The sequence below is a fragment of the Halopseudomonas yangmingensis genome (assembly GCF_900114825.1).
Lineage (GTDB): Bacteria > Pseudomonadota > Gammaproteobacteria > Pseudomonadales > Pseudomonadaceae > Halopseudomonas > Halopseudomonas yangmingensis.
In genome coordinates this window covers 83,507-97,992 of sequence record NZ_FOUI01000006.1, presented here as the reverse complement: position 1 = coordinate 97,992, position 14,486 = coordinate 83,507, and the positions used below count along the sequence as shown (strand labels likewise).

13 protein-coding genes are annotated in these 14,486 nt (G+C 61.8%); 5 read left to right on the top strand and 8 right to left on the bottom strand.

The genetic code is table 11. From position 1 onward, the window contains the following. Positions 1-16: 16 nt before the first annotated feature. The 5 genes from rng to mreB form a co-directional block, all read right to left on the bottom strand. Positions 17-1,474 carry a ribonuclease G gene (gene rng, locus BMZ23_RS07690; protein WP_093475000.1) on the bottom strand — a complete coding sequence of 486 codons (1,458 nt, stop codon included), beginning with the start codon at positions 1,472-1,474 and terminating at the stop codon, positions 17-19. Positions 1,475-1,566: 92 nt separating this feature from the next. Beyond that, positions 1,567-2,160, bottom strand: a complete 594-nt coding sequence (locus tag BMZ23_RS07685) for a Maf family protein (protein WP_093474997.1) — start codon at positions 2,158-2,160, stop codon at positions 1,567-1,569. Then, complete coding sequence (gene mreD / locus BMZ23_RS07680; protein ID WP_093474994.1) at positions 2,150-2,623, bottom strand: rod shape-determining protein MreD; 474 nt, start codon at positions 2,621-2,623, stop codon at positions 2,150-2,152. The genes BMZ23_RS07685 and mreD overlap by 11 nt, the downstream gene beginning before the upstream one ends. Then, positions 2,613-3,527, bottom strand: coding sequence for a rod shape-determining protein MreC (gene mreC, locus BMZ23_RS07675; RefSeq protein ID WP_425431674.1), 915 nt, complete (start codon positions 3,525-3,527; stop codon positions 2,613-2,615). The genes mreD and mreC overlap by 11 nt, the downstream gene beginning before the upstream one ends. 99 nt (positions 3,528-3,626) lie before the next feature. Next, complete coding sequence (gene mreB / locus BMZ23_RS07670) at positions 3,627-4,664, bottom strand: rod shape-determining protein MreB (RefSeq protein ID WP_093474988.1); 1,038 nt, start codon at positions 4,662-4,664, stop codon at positions 3,627-3,629. Between the two features lie 263 nt (positions 4,665-4,927). Between mreB and gatC the strand changes: the two genes are divergently transcribed. The 5 genes from gatC (at position 4,928) to BMZ23_RS07645 (ending at position 10,766) form a co-directional block, all read left to right on the top strand. After that, positions 4,928-5,215: an Asp-tRNA(Asn)/Glu-tRNA(Gln) amidotransferase subunit GatC gene (gatC, locus tag BMZ23_RS07665; RefSeq protein ID WP_093474985.1), complete on the top strand. Its 288-nt coding sequence runs from the start codon at positions 4,928-4,930 to the stop codon at positions 5,213-5,215. 22 nt (positions 5,216-5,237) lie between these two features. Continuing rightward, a complete protein-coding gene (gene gatA / locus BMZ23_RS07660) occupies positions 5,238-6,689 on the top strand; it encodes an Asp-tRNA(Asn)/Glu-tRNA(Gln) amidotransferase subunit GatA (RefSeq protein WP_093474982.1) in 1,452 nt (483 codons plus the stop codon). A 17-nt stretch (positions 6,690-6,706) separates the two neighbouring features. After that, positions 6,707-8,155, top strand: a complete 1,449-nt coding sequence (gene gatB / locus BMZ23_RS07655; RefSeq protein WP_093474979.1) for an Asp-tRNA(Asn)/Glu-tRNA(Gln) amidotransferase subunit GatB — start codon at positions 6,707-6,709, stop codon at positions 8,153-8,155. Between the two features lie 55 nt (positions 8,156-8,210). Next, positions 8,211-8,597 carry a septal ring lytic transglycosylase RlpA family protein gene (locus BMZ23_RS07650; protein ID WP_093474976.1) on the top strand — a complete coding sequence of 129 codons (387 nt, stop codon included), beginning with the start codon at positions 8,211-8,213 and terminating at the stop codon, positions 8,595-8,597. Positions 8,598-8,693: 96 nt separating this feature from the next. Next, positions 8,694-10,766 carry a BCCT family transporter gene (locus tag BMZ23_RS07645; RefSeq protein ID WP_093474973.1) on the top strand — a complete coding sequence of 691 codons (2,073 nt, stop codon included), beginning with the start codon at positions 8,694-8,696 and terminating at the stop codon, positions 10,764-10,766. Between the two features lie 204 nt (positions 10,767-10,970). Here BMZ23_RS07645 and lpxC read toward each other — a convergent pair whose 3' ends face one another. The 3 genes from lpxC to ftsA all read right to left on the bottom strand — a co-directional run bounded on the left by lpxC (position 10,971) and on the right by ftsA (position 14,484). Then, on the bottom strand, positions 10,971-11,882 hold the full coding sequence (lpxC, locus tag BMZ23_RS07640; RefSeq protein WP_093474970.1) for a UDP-3-O-acyl-N-acetylglucosamine deacetylase: 912 nt from the start codon (positions 11,880-11,882) through the stop codon (positions 10,971-10,973). Between the two features lie 110 nt (positions 11,883-11,992). Beyond that, positions 11,993-13,174, bottom strand: a complete 1,182-nt coding sequence (ftsZ, locus tag BMZ23_RS07635) for a cell division protein FtsZ (RefSeq protein ID WP_093474967.1) — start codon at positions 13,172-13,174, stop codon at positions 11,993-11,995. A 77-nt stretch (positions 13,175-13,251) separates the two neighbouring features. Then, a complete protein-coding gene (gene ftsA / locus BMZ23_RS07630; protein WP_093474964.1) occupies positions 13,252-14,484 on the bottom strand; it encodes a cell division protein FtsA in 1,233 nt (410 codons plus the stop codon). Between the last annotated feature and the right edge of the window lie 2 nt (positions 14,485-14,486).

The following is a 14,486-nucleotide window of genomic DNA, read 5'->3' as shown; positions in this document are numbered from 1 at the left end:
CAGTGCGATGCTCCGCTCACAGCAGCACCACGTCGTACTGTTCCTGGCTGTAGAGCGCCTCAACCTGGAACTTGATCGGTCGCTCGATAAACAGCTCCAGGTCAGCAACATTGCCGGACTCTTCGTCCAGCAGGCGGTCAATCACCGACTGTGAGGCCAGCACCATGTACGCATTGGCCTGCCAGGCACGGGCTTCGCGGAGGATCTCGCGGAAAATTTCGTAGCAGACGCTTTCGGCGGTTTTCTGGATGCCACGACCGGCACAGCAGGGGCAGGCTTCGGTGAGCACCTGTTCGAGACTTTCGCGGGTACGCTTGCGGGTCATCTGCACCAGTCCCAGTTCGGTGATACCGATGATATTGGTCTTGGCGTGGTCGCGTTCCAGCTGTTTTTCCAGGGCGCGCAGCACCTGGCGCTGGTGCTCCTCGTCCTGCATGTCGATAAAGTCGATGATGATGATGCCGCCAAGGTTGCGCAGGCGCAGTTGACGGGCAATCGCCGAGGCGGCTTCAAGATTGGTCTTGAAGATGGTTTCCTCGAGGTTGCGGTGGCCGACAAAGGCGCCGGTGTTGACGTCTATGGTGGTCATGGCCTCGGTCTGGTCGATTACCAGATGACCGCCGGATTTCAGCAACACCTTGCGCTCCAACGCGCGCTGGATTTCGTCCTCGATACCGTAGAGGTCGAAAATCGGTCGCTCGCCGGGGTAATGCTCCAGGCGGTCTTCGATACCGGGCATCAGTTCCTGCACAAACTGCTCGATTTTCTGGAAGGTTTCCCGCGAGTCGATGCGAATCTTTTCCACTCGCGGATTGACCAGGTCGCGCAGGGTGCGCACCGCCAGTGTCAGGTCCTCGTAGATCAGCGAGGGGGCGCCAGCGACTTTTTTCTGCTGGTCAATCTGCTGCCACAAGCGTCGTACATAGCGGATATCGGCGAGGATATCTTCCTCGCGCGCGCCTTCGGCAGCCGTTCGCAGAATGAATCCTCCCGGCTCTTCGACTCCCTCGGCCTCAACACAGGCGGCGACAATCTGACGCAAACGCTCACGCTCGGCCTCGTCCTCGATCTTCAGCGAGATGCCGACATGCGGGGTGCGCGGCATGTACACCAGATACCGGGACGGCAGCGAGAGCTGGGTGGTCAGGCGTGCACCCTTGGTACCTATCGGGTCCTTGGTGACCTGCACCACCAGCGCCTGGCCTTCGTGTACCAGTGCACTGATCGGCTCGACCGCCTGCCCCTCGCGCTCGGAAATCTCTGCGGCATGGATAAAGGCGGCGCGGTCCAGGCCAATATCGACAAAGGCGGCCTGCATACCCGGCAGCACCCGCACCACCTTGCCCTTGTAGATATTGCCGACAATGCCCCGCTTGAGCGTGCGCTCGATATGCACTTCCTGCAGCACGCCGTTTTCCACCAGTGCCACGCGGGTTTCCATGGGCGTCACGTTAATCAGGATTTCTTCGGTCATGGCTGTTCCGCCTGCTGTGCCGGGCGCTCCGGCTGCGTAAAGTTGGGTTCTACTGTCATGGACAGTGCTACGGACGGAGGATTCCCGTGCCGTCAGCCGGCCAGTGTCTGCCAGCAGGGTATCGCGAATTCTTGCAGGAGTTCGGCAGTTTCCTTCAAAGGCAACCCGACCACACCGCTGTAACTGCCTTCAAGGCGCTCGATAAATACCGCCGCCAACCCCTGAATGGCATAGGCTCCCGCCTTGTCACGCGGCTCTGCGGTCTGCCAGTAGGCTTCAATGGTGGCCGCATCCAGCCGGGCAAAGGTGACATGACTGCTGACCACAGCGCTCCGCTGACGCGTCCCCTGCCCGACCACCACTGCGGTTATCACCTGATGGCAGCGTCCCGACAGTGCCGCGAGCATGTTTTTCGCGTCCTCGGCGTCTTTTGGCTTGCCGAGAATTCGCTGATCCAGCACTACCGCGGTATCTGCTGCAAGCACCACAGCATCCGGCGCCGCTGCACGCAGCCCGGCATCCAGTTTGGTCCGGGCAATCCGCTCGACGTAGGCCAGGGGCGTTTCGCCATCCAGCACCCGCTCGTCCACATCGGCAGGCTGCACCTGCACGGGCACACCTATCTGTGCCAGCAACTCGCGGCGACGGGGTGAAGCGGAGGCCAGAACCAGCATTTCAGTGGACATGGTAGCGCTTGCGCAAGGCAGCCAGAATCGAATACACCCAAGGCCAGAGCAAGGCGCTGACCGGCACCGGCAACATGAACAGGAGGCTTGGCGGCCGGCTGCCGGAGAGGCTGTTGAGCCACAGCAATACCAACTGCGAAATGCCCAGCACCGGCAGCAGTATCAGGGCCTGTTGCCACAGCGGTCCCCGGCGCAGACGGTTCTGCAACAGCAGCACCATGGTTGCCACCAGCGTCAGTGCCAGGGCGTGCTGGCCGAGTAACTGGCCGTAAAGCACATCGCAGGCCAGCCCGCTGATCCAGGCGGTCAGCAGCCCGATCCGGTGCGGCAGCACCAGTACCCAGTAAGCCAGCACCAGTGCCAGCCACATTGGCCGATACAGCTCCAGCATCGCAGACACCGGCATTACCGCCAGCACCAGCGACAGTATCAGGGTGGCCGCAATGATCAGGCTACTGCGCATCGCCCTGCTCCCTGTCCTCTTGCGCAACAGTAGCTTGCGGCTGTTCGCTGTCAGGTGTTACCGGTGACGGCCCGGACTCCTCGCCCTGCAATTGCTCCAGCAGCAGCGGGACCTGCTCGCCAAAACCGCTACCCTCACTGAAAACCAGCAGCAGGTATCGGCTGCGGTTGAGTTGTGCCGAGGGCTGCACCCTGATCTGTGCGAAGGGCTGGATCGGATCACGCTCTACCGCCACCACTTGCCCGACCGGATAGCCGGCCGGGAAACGCTGGCCCAGGCCGGAGCTAACCACCAGATCACCCACTTCCACATCAGCGGTATCGCTGACATGCCGCAAATCCAGCCAGTCATTGTTGCCGGTGCCGCTGGCAATCGCCCGCAGGCCGTTGCGGTTGATCTGCACCGGCAGGCTGTGCGAGGCATCGGTAATCAGCAGCACGCGGGCGCTAAAGGGCATGACCTCGACCACCTGCCCCATCAGGCCAGTGGCATCCAGTACCGGCTGACCGGGAAACAGGCCGTCGCGCTCACCCTTGTTGATCAGGATGCGCTGGGTAAAGGGATTGGGGTCGACGCCGACCAGCTCAGCAACCAGCACGCGCTCTTCGACCAGGGTCGAAGAGTTCAGCAGTTCCCGCAGGCGTACGTTCTGCTCGGTCAGGCTGGCGAGCTTTTGCAGCTTTTGGCGAATCAGCAGAGCCTCGGCACGCAGTCGCTGGTTTTCTTCCATCAACTCGGTGCGGCTGGCCGTTACCTGATGCAATTGCTCCCAGCCACGCACCGGCCACTGGGCAACCTGGTACAGCGGTGACAACAGCATGCCAAGCTGGCTGCGCACAGGCTTGAGGGCATCATAACGGGCGTCCGCAACCATCAGTGCTGCCGACAAAAGCAGCAGCACCAGCAGCCTGGCGGCCAGCGGGGGACCCTTGATGAATAGCGGTTTGATGACCGGCTCCTTGCAGGATCAGTCGGCCGCAGCCGGGCGGCTGCGGCCAGCAACTCATTCGGTGGAGAGCAGATCCATGCTGTGCTTGTCCATCAGCTCCAGCGCCCGGCCGCCGCCACGGGCGACGCAGGTCAGCGGGTCTTCGGCAACAATCACCGGCAGGCCGGTTTCCTGGGCCAGCAACTTGTCCAGGTCACGCAACAGGGCACCACCACCGGTCAGCACCAGGCCGCGCTCGGCGATATCCGAAGCCAGTTCCGGGGGCGACTGTTCCAGGGCGCTCTTGACTGCCTGGACGATGGTCGCCAGGGATTCCTGCAGCGCCTCCAGCACTTCGTTGGAGTTCAGGGTGAAGGCGCGCGGCACGCCTTCAGCCAGGTTGCGACCACGCACGTCAACTTCCAGGGTTTCGCCGCCGGGGAAAGCCACACCGATTTCCTGCTTGATGCGCTCGGCGGTGGATTCGCCAATCAGACTGCCGTAGTTGCGGCGAACATAGGTGACGATAGCTTCGTCGAAACGGTCGCCACCCACCCGCACGGACTCGGCATAAACCACACCGTTCAGCGAGATCAGGGCGATTTCGGTAGTGCCGCCGCCGATATCCACAACCATGGAGCCGCGTGCTTCCTCCACCGGCAGGCCGGCACCAATGGCCGCGGCCATCGGCTCCTCGATCAAAAACACCTCACGGGCACCGGCACCCAGTGCCGACTCGCGGATGGCCCGGCGCTCGACCTGGGTCGACTTGCAGGGTACGCAAATCAGCACCCGCGGACTGGGCTGGATAAAGCTGTTTTCGTGAACCTTGTTGATGAAGTACTGCAGCATCTTTTCGCAGACGCTGAAGTCGGCAATCACGCCGTCCTTCATCGGGCGAATAGCCTGAATATTGCCGGGTGTGCGGCCGAGCATGCGCTTGGCTTCGGTGCCGACTGCCACTACGCTTTTCTGGTTACCGTGGCTGCGGATGGCAACCACCGAGGGCTCGTCGAGTACAATGCCGCGCTCGCGAACATAAATAAGGGTGTTGGCTGTACCCAGGTCGATGGACAGATCGCTGGAAAACATGCCACGAATTTTTTTGAACATGCGCTGAAATTACCCTGAGGACGCGTGGGTTGAATGTACGGAAACACGGATGAAACGCCTGCGGCCAATAATGGCCAGCTGCCTGCAAACAAGCAGCATGCCGCACGGGCCATGCAAACCGGGTACGGCAAGCGTTTGATCGATGGTTCCGGAAGTGCCGCAACTCTAACAACGGCGCGGGTTTTGGGCAAGGCGCGTCTGTGGTAAATTCGCCGCCTTGCCTGCCGCCATGGCAGCCCCTGCCCGCCTTCTGGAGAACGCACATGGCCTTGGACCGCACAGATGTGGAAAAGATCGCCCACCTGGCAAGAATTGCCATCAACGAGGACGACATTGCCGCCACCACCGCCAAGCTGTCGGGCATTCTCGACCTGATCGACCGCATGCAGGCGGTGGACACCAGTAACGTCGAGCCGCTGGCACACCCGCTGGAAACCACCCAGCGCCTGCGCGCCGACGAGGTGACCGAGCAGAATCAGCGCGACGCCTACCAGCAGATCGCCCCGGCCACCGAGGCCGGTCTGTATCTGGTTCCCAAGGTGATCGAATAATCCGCCGCGACGAGAGATTCCCATGCACGAGAAAACCCTGGCCGAATTGTCACAGGCCCTGCGCAGCAAGGCGATTTCCAGCGTCGAGCTGACCGAACATTACCTCAAGCGCATCGAGCAGTTCGATGGCACCCTGAACAGCTATATCAGCGTCACCCCTGAGCTGGCACTGCAGCAGGCGCGCGCCGCCGATGCACGGATTGCCGCCGGTGACGCCGGCCCGCTGACCGGCATCCCGCTGGCGCACAAGGACCTGTTCTGTACCCGTGGCGTACGCACCAGTTGCGGCTCGAAGATGCTCGACAACTTTATCGCGCCCTACGAATCCAGCGTGACCCAGCGCTTTATCGACGCCGGCGCGGTGATGCTGGGCAAGACCAATATGGACGAGTTCGCCATGGGTTCGTCCAACGAATCCAGCTTTTATGGCGCGGTGCGCAACCCGTGGAACACTGAGCACGTACCCGGTGGTTCCTCCGGCGGCTCGGCCGCCGCGGTCGCCGCCAGGCTCTGCGCAGCGGCCACCGGCACCGATACCGGCGGGTCGATCCGTCAGCCCGCCGGCTTCACCGCGCTGACCGGCCTCAAGCCGACCTATGGCCGGGTATCGCGCTGGGGCATGATTGCCTATGCCTCCAGCCTGGATCAGGGTGGCCCGATGGCGCGCAGCGCCGAAGACTGCGCGCTGATGCTGCAGGCCATGGCCGGTTTCGATGCGAAGGATTCGACCAGCGTCGAGCAGCCGGTGCCGGACTATTCGGCCAGCCTGAATGACTCGCTGAAGGGGCTGCGTATCGGCCTGCCCAGGGAATACTTCGGAGCCGGACTGGACAGCGCCACCGCCGAGGCCATCCAGGCGGCCGTGCAACAGTTCCAGGCACTCGGTGCCGAGGTCCGCGAGATCAGCCTGCCAAATGCCGAGCTGGCGATTCCGGCCTACTACGTGATCGCCCCGGCCGAAGCCTCGTCCAACCTGTCGCGCTTTGATGGTGTGCGTTTTGGCCACCGCTGCGACAACCCGGCGGACCTCACCGACCTGTACAAGCGTTCCCGCGCCGAGGGTTTTGGTGCCGAGGTCAAGCGCCGGATCATGGTCGGCGCCTACGCCCTGTCGGCCGGCTACTACGATGCCTACTACCTGCAGGCCCAGAAGATTCGCCGGCTGATCAAGAACGACTTCATCGCCGCCTATGAACAGGTCGACGTGATCCTCTGCCCGACCGCGCCGACCCCGGCATTCCGCATCGGCGAGAAGATCGATGACCCGGTGAGCCTGTACCTGACCGACATCTACACCATTACCGCCAACCTCGCCGGTGTACCGGGCATTGCCCTGCCAGCCGGTTTTGCCAACGGCCTGCCGATCGGCATGCAGCTGCTCGGGCCCTATTTCAGCGAGGCACGCCTGCTGAATATCGCCCACCAGTACCAGCAGCACAGCGACTGGCATACCCGCACACCCGACGGCTATTGAGGCGAGGATTAACGACTATGCAATGGGAAATCGTCATCGGCCTGGAAATCCACGCCCAGCTGACCACCGCCTCGAAGATCTTCTCCGGCAGCGCCACCACCTTTGGCGCCGAGCCGAACACCCAGGCCAGCCTGGTGGATCTGGGCATGCCCGGCACGCTGCCGGTGCTTAACGCCCAGGCGGTGAAGAATGCGATCAAGTTCGGTCTGGCGGTGGACGCCGAGATCGGCATGACCAACGTGTTCGCACGCAAGAACTACTTCTACCCGGACCTGCCGAAGGGCTACCAGATCAGCCAGATGGACCTGCCGGTGGTCGGCAGGGGCCACCTCGACATCACCCTGGAGGATGGCACAGTCAAGCGCGTCGGCATCACCCGCGCACACCTGGAAGAAGACGCCGGCAAGAGCCTGCACGAGGACTTCCACGGCATGAGCGGGATCGACCTGAATCGCGCCGGCACGCCGCTGCTGGAGATCGTCTCGGAACCGGACATGCGCAGTGCCAAGGAGGCGGTGGCCTACGCCCGCACCATCCACTCGCTGGTACGCTACCTGGGCATCTGCGACGGCAACATGGCCGAAGGCTCGCTGCGCTGCGACTGCAACGTCTCGATTCGGCCCAAGGGCCAGAGCGAATTCGGCACTCGCTGCGAGATCAAGAACGTCAACTCGTTCCGCTTCATCGAAAAGGCCATCAACAGCGAAGTGCAGCGGCAGATCGAGCTGATCGAGGACGGCGGCAAGGTGATTCAGGAAACCCGCCTGTACGACCCGAACCGCGACGAGACCCGTTCGATGCGCAGCAAGGAAGAAGCCAACGACTACCGCTACTTCCCCGACCCGGACCTGCTGCCAGTGGTCATCGAGCCGGCCTTTGTCGAGCAGGTACGCAGCGAGCTGCCGGAACTGCCGCAGCAGAAGCGCGAGCGTTTCCAGAGCCAGTTCGGCCTGTCTGCCTACGACGCCAGCGTGCTCTCGGCCCAGCGTGAGCTGGCGGATTATTTCGAGCAGGTACAGCAGGTCTGTGGCGACGCCAAGCTGGCCGCCAACTGGGTGATGGGCGAGCTGTCCAGCCTGCTGAACAAGGCCGATCTGGACATCGAGCAGTCGCCGGTCAGCGCCGTGCAACTGGGCGGGCTGATCCAGCGTATCCAGGACAACACCATATCCGGCAAGATCGCCAAGATGGTGTTCGAGGCACTGGCCAATGGCGAGGGTGAGTCGGCCGATGCCATCATCGAAGCCAAGGGGCTCAAGCAGGTCACTGACAGCGGCGCCATCGAGGCGATGCTCGACGAGGTGCTGGCGGCCAATGCCGAACAGGTTGAGCAGTATCGCGCCAGCGACGAGGCCAAGCGCGGCAAGATGTTCGGCTTCTTTGTCGGTCAGGCGATGAAGGCATCGAAGGGCAAGGCCAATCCGCAGCAGGTCAACCAGCTGCTGAAACAGAAACTCGAAGGCTGATACCGCAGCGCGCCGCCGGCCGGGATGGCCGGCGCGTGCAGGTCAGGGAGGCCATATGCGTACGATTCTGCAGACTGTCTGCCTGTCACTGCTAATGCTGTCTGTCTTCGGCAGCAGCGCCGATCAGCTGAATGATGCCGGCTGGAGCCAGACCGGCAAGGCTTCCTACTATGCCTCGCGCCTGCATGGCCGCCCCACCGCCAGTGGCGAGCGCTATGACCAAACGGCGATGACAGCCGCCCACCCGTCCCTGCCCTTCGGCAGTCTGGTGCGGGTAACCAACCTGTACAACGGCCGCAGCGTGATACTGCGCATCAATGACCGCGGCCCCTTTACCGGCGGACGCATCATCGATGTCTCGCGCAGCGCCGCCGAGCAGCTCGGCATGCTGCGCGCCGGCAGTGTGCGGGTGCAGCTGGAATTGGTCGAAACAACCGACTGAAGCCGTGCCAAACAGCCAACTGTCTATACTGCAGGGTGAACTTCACCCGACAGGCCCCCGCGTCTGCCTGAGACACCCCTGAACAAGGACTCATGCATGAGCACAACCACCTCCCCCTGGAAATCCACCATCTTGCTGCCGGTGTTTGCCCCGGCGGTGATCGTCAGCCTGCTGCTGGTAATCGGCACCATCAGCAATCCCGAACTGGCCGGCAGGGCCTTTGCTGCCACCCTCGCCTGGATCACCGAAACCTTCGGCTGGTTCTATATGCTGGCGGTGGCGCTGTTTCTGATCTTTATCGTGGTGGTGGCGATCAGCCCCTGGGGGCGGATCAAGCTCGGGCCCGACCATGCCGAGCCGCAGTACAGCTTTCCGGCCTGGTTCGCCATGCTGTTCTCCGCCGGTTACGGCATCGCCCTGTTGTTCTTCGGCGTGGCCGAGCCAGTGCTGCACTATGCCTCGCCGCCAGCCGGCGCAGCAGAAACCGTGGATGCCGCCAAACAGGCGATGCAGATCGCCTTCTTCCACTGGGGCTTCCATATCTGGGCAATTTACGGACTGGTCGGCCTGGTGCTGGCGTACTTTTCGTTTCGCCACGGCCTGCCGCTGTCGATCCGCTCGGCGCTCTATCCGCTGATCGGCGAGCGCATCTACGGCCCGATAGGCCATGCGGTGGATGTATTTGCCATCCTCGGCACGCTGTTCGGTATTGCCACCACCCTGGGTCTGTCAGTGGCCCAGATCAACGCCGGCCTGAACTACCTGTGGCCGCAGATACCGGTCAACGTCAATGTGCAGATCATCGCCATTGCGGTGATTACCGGGCTGGCCCTGATTTCGGTAGTTGCCGGTCTGGACAAGGGCGTGAAGAACCTGTCGATCCTCAATATGGTACTGGCCGTGTTCCTGATGCTGTTCGTGTTCAGTGTCGGGCCGAGCATCCTGATTCTGGAAACCTTCCTGCAGAATACCGGCAGCTACCTGAACAATATTGTCGAGCGCACCTTCAACCTGCAGGCCTATTCACGCTCTGACTGGATCGGCAACTGGACGCTGTTCATCTTCGGCTGGACCATTGCCTGGGCACCCTTTGTCGGCCTGTTTATCGCCAAGATCAGCCGTGGCCGGACCATTCGCCAGTTTGTTTTCGGCGTGATGTTCGTGCCGACCATGTTCACCTTCCTGTGGTTCTCGATCTTTGGCGACACTGCCCTGCACCTGATCATGAACGAGGGCTATACCGCGCTGATCGGTGAAGTCCAGGGCGACACCGCCATCGCCCTGTTCAAACTCTACGAGCGCTTGCCGCTGACCTCCATCGTGTCCTTTATCACAGTGATTTTGATCATCACCTTCTTCGTCACCTCCTCGGATTCCGGCTCGCTGGTGGTGGATTCGCTGGCCTCTGGCGGCGCTCTGGTAACTCCCGCCTGGCAACGGGCCTTCTGGGCGATTCTGGAAGGTGCACTGGCCTCGGTGCTGCTGCTGGCCGGTGGCCTCAGCGCCCTGCAGACCATGACCATTGCCAGCGCCCTGCCGTTCTCGATCATCATGCTGGTGGCCGCAGTGGGCATGTGGCGAGCCCTGACCATCGAAGGGCATCGCCAGACCAGTCTGGAGTACGCCATGCAAAGCGGCCGGCACTCCGGCAGTGGCGGCCCGCTGAACTGGAAAAAGCGTCTGGCCAGCATGGTGCACTTTGCCGAGCGCCAGCAGGTGGTGGACTTTGTTGAGGGCACCGTGATGGACAGCCTGAAACAGGTCAGCCAGGGCCTGCAGGAAAAGGGCTGGCCAGCCAGCGTCAGCCACGACCCGGAACTGTGCCGCGCCTGGCTGGAAGTTACCCGTCCGGAGGAACTGGACTTCCTCTATGAAATCCGCCTGCGTGACTACGCGCGGCCGAGCTTTGCCTACCCGGAAATGGACCGCAGTCCGGAGGGCGATGTCCATTACTATCGTGCCGAGGTGTTCCTGCGCCGTGGCGGGCAGTCCTACGATGTGTTCGGCTATGACGAACACGAACTGATCGGCGATGTGCTGGACCAGTTCGAGAAGTACCTGCACTTTCGTCACATCTCCCCCGGCACCCTGCCGTGGAACATGGCGGAGCATGACGAACTGCTGCAGACAGCGCCGCAGGAGACACCACCTGCCGGCACTCAGGGCTAACCCTGCGCAGGGCTTCGCCGTGCTGGCCGACTGACGTCGGCGATCCCAGGCTCCCGGCACCCGTCAAGGCCCCCGTGTTGGGGCTTTGATTTTGGGATCGCCGAATTCATTCGGCAATGCAGCCCGCAGGTCTGCCGGGGTTTTGCGAGGGCAATAAAAAACGGCTGCCGAGGCAGCCGTTGAAGTACAACGAAACGAGGTATTTCAGACTGCGGCGGCGGGCCGCATAAAGGATATCGGGGCAGTGACTGCATCGTCGAAGGTCACCAGCTCCCAGGCATCCTGCTGTGCCAACAGGGCGCGCAGCAGCTTGTTGTTCAGCGCGTGGCCGGACTTCTCGCCGCGAAACTCGCCAATCAGGCTCTTGCCCAGCAGATACAGGTCACCGATAGCATCCAGGATCTTGTGCCGCACGAATTCGTCTTCGTAACGCAGGCCGTCTTCGTTGAGCACGCGGTACTCGTCAACCACGATGGCATTGTCGACACTGCCGCCAAGCGCCAGGTTATGTGAACGCAACTGCTCGATATCGCGCATAAAGCCAAAGGTGCGTGCCCGGCTGACTTCCTTGACAAAGGAGGTGCTGGAGAAGTCGACACTGGCAAACTGGCTACGGTTGCGGAATACCGGATGGTCGAAGTCGATGGCAAAAGACACCTTGAACCCGTTGAACGGCACAAAGGTGGCACGCTTGCCGTCTTCTTCCACCGTCACTTCACGCTTGATGCGAATGAACTGTTTGGGCGCTTCCTGCTCCTCGATTCCGGCTGACTGGATCAGGAACACAAAGGGCCCGGCGCTGCCGTCCATGATTGGCACTTCCGGCGCGCTCAGCTCGATCACCGCGTTGTCGATACCCAGACCCGCCATGGCCGACAACAAATGCTCGACGGTATCCACCTTGGCACCATCCTTTACCAGGGTGGTGGACATGGTGGTTTCGCCGACATTTTCGGCCTTGGCTGGAATATCAACTGCCGGCTCCAGATCCACGCGACGGAATACGATACCCGAATCGACCGGAGCCGGTTTCAGGGTCAGGTAGACCTTTTCACCCGAATGCAGACCGACACCGGTTGCCCGGATGACGTTCTTCAGCGTGCGTTGTCTGATCATGTGATGAGCACCCGCCACAAACAAGAATGATTTTCAACAAGTGGCGCACATCTTAACAGAGTGCGCCGCCCGTTGAACACCGCCGCGGTCTATACGACCGATTGATCCAATCAATCGGCCTGGCGACGCAGGAACGCCGGAATATCCAGATAGTCCAGATCTTCCGCCGGTGCCGCGCTGTGACGGGCAGCCGCTGCGCCTTGAGCATTCTGGCTGCGCATTACCGTCGGACGGTCCAGATCACGGTAGTTCGGCTCCATCATGTCATTACGGCGCGGCTGGGCAACCGGTGACTGCTGGACAGTGTTATCAACCACCTTGACCGGCTTTTCCACCTTGCCACTGAGGCCGGTGGCAACCACGGTAACCCGCAGTTCATCACGCAGCTCCGGATCAATCACGGTACCGACGACCACGGTAGCCTGATCGGAGGCGAATTCCTCAACGGTTGTACCGACTTCGTTGAACTCACCCAGGGAGAGGTCCGGGCCGGCAGTGATATTGACCAGAATGCCGCGTGCGCCCATCAGGTTGACGTCTTCCAGCAGCGGGCTGCGGATCGCGGCTTCTGCGGCTTCACGGGCGCGGTTCGGGCCGCTGGCGTGGCCGGTTCCCATCATCGCCATGCCCATTTCGCTCATGACGGTTTTCACGTCGGCAAAGTCGACGTTGATCATGCCGGGACGCATGATCAGGTCAGCAATACCCTGGACCGCACCAAACAGGACGTCGTTGGCCTTGCTGAAGGCAGCCAGCAGGCTGGCATCCTTGCCAAGCACGGTGAGCAGCTTCTCGTTGGGGATGGTGATCAGCGAGTCGACATGCTGGCTCAGCTCGCGGATACCCTCGTCAGCGATCTGCATGCGCTTGCGGCCTTCGAAGGGGAAGGGCTTGGTCACCACAGCGACCGTGAGGATACCCATTTCACGGGCCACTTCAGCCACCACCGGTGCCGCACCGGTACCGGTACCACCGCCCATGCCGGCGGTAATGAAGACCATGTCGGAGCCCTGCAGCACCTCGGCGATGCGCTCGCGATCCTCGATTGCCGCTTCGCGGCCTACCAGCGGGTTGGCACCGGCGCCCAGACCCTTGGTCACCGTGGTGCCCAGCTGCAGTACAGTCCGTGCACTGACGTTGCGCAGGGCTTGGGCATCGGTGTTGGCACAAATGAATTCAACGCCTTCGATGTTGTTGGTCACCATGTGCTGCAGCGCATTGCCGCCGCCACCACCTACGCCAACGACCTTGATGACAGCATTCGGCGGCAGGTTGTCGATGAGTTCAAACATGTTGTTCTCCTTGAGTTGCACTCGTTTCGTTGTTTCGTTGTTTCGTTGTTTTTACATTCAGACCTTTCGGTCCTGCTTCAGAAATTGCCCTTGAACCAGCGCCGCACCCGCTGCAGCAATGGTTCACGCGGCCCCTCGGGGGTCAGGCCGCCTGAATTGCCCTGATGCCGTGCGCCATACATCAACAGCCCTACGCCGGTGGCGTAGATCGGGTTGCGCACCACATCAGTCAGCCCCTTGACCTCATGCGGGTAGCCCAGGCGTACCGGCATGTGGAAAATCTCTTCGGCCAGCTCTACCGCACCTTCCATCTTGGCGGTGCCGCCGGTCAGCACTATGCCGGCGGGGATCATGTCCTCGTAACCGGAACGACGCAGTTCTGCCTGGATCAGGGTGAACAACTCGTCGTAACGCGGCTCGACCACCTCGGCCAATGCCTGACGCGACAGATCACGCGGCGGCCGCTCGCCAACACTCGGCACCTTGATGGTTTCTTCGGGACCGGCCAGCTTCGCCAGCGCACAGGCGTAGCGGATCTTGATTTCTTCGGCGTACTGGGTCGGCGTACGCAGTGCCATGGCGATGTCGTTGGTGACCTGGTCGCCGGCAATCGGGATCACCGCGGTATGCCGGATTGCGCCTTCGGTAAAGATGGCGATATCCGTAGTACCTCCGCCGATATCGACCAGACACACGCCCAGTTCCTTCTCGTCCTCGGTCAGCACGGCATGACTGGATGCCAGCTGTTCGAGAATGATGTCGTCCACTTCCAGACCACAGCGGCGGATGCACTTCTCCACGTTCTGCACTGCGTTCAGCGCACAGGTCACCAGATGTACCTTGGCCTCCAGGCGAACGCCGGACATGCCCAGCGGTTCACGCACGCCTTCCTGGTTATCGATCACATATTCCTGCGGCAGAATGTGCAGCACCTTCTGGTCTGCCGGAATCGCCACCGCCTGCCCGGCATCCAGTACCCGCTCGATATCCGCCTGCACCACTTCACGGTCACGGATGGCGACTATGCCGTGGGAGTTCAGGCTGCGTATGTGGTTACCGGCTATCCCGGCATATACCGAGTGAATCTGGCAGCCAGCCATCAGTTCGGCCTCCTCGATGGCACGCTGGATCGACTGCACGGTGGACTCGATATTCACCACCACGCCCTTCTTGATGCCACGCGAGGGGTGCGAGCCGATTCCGGCGATCTCCAGTTGACCGTCGGCACCAACCTCGGCCACCAGCGCCACCACCTTGGAAGTGCCGATGTCCAGTCCGACGATCATCTTGCTGCCCTGCTTGCTTGCCATGG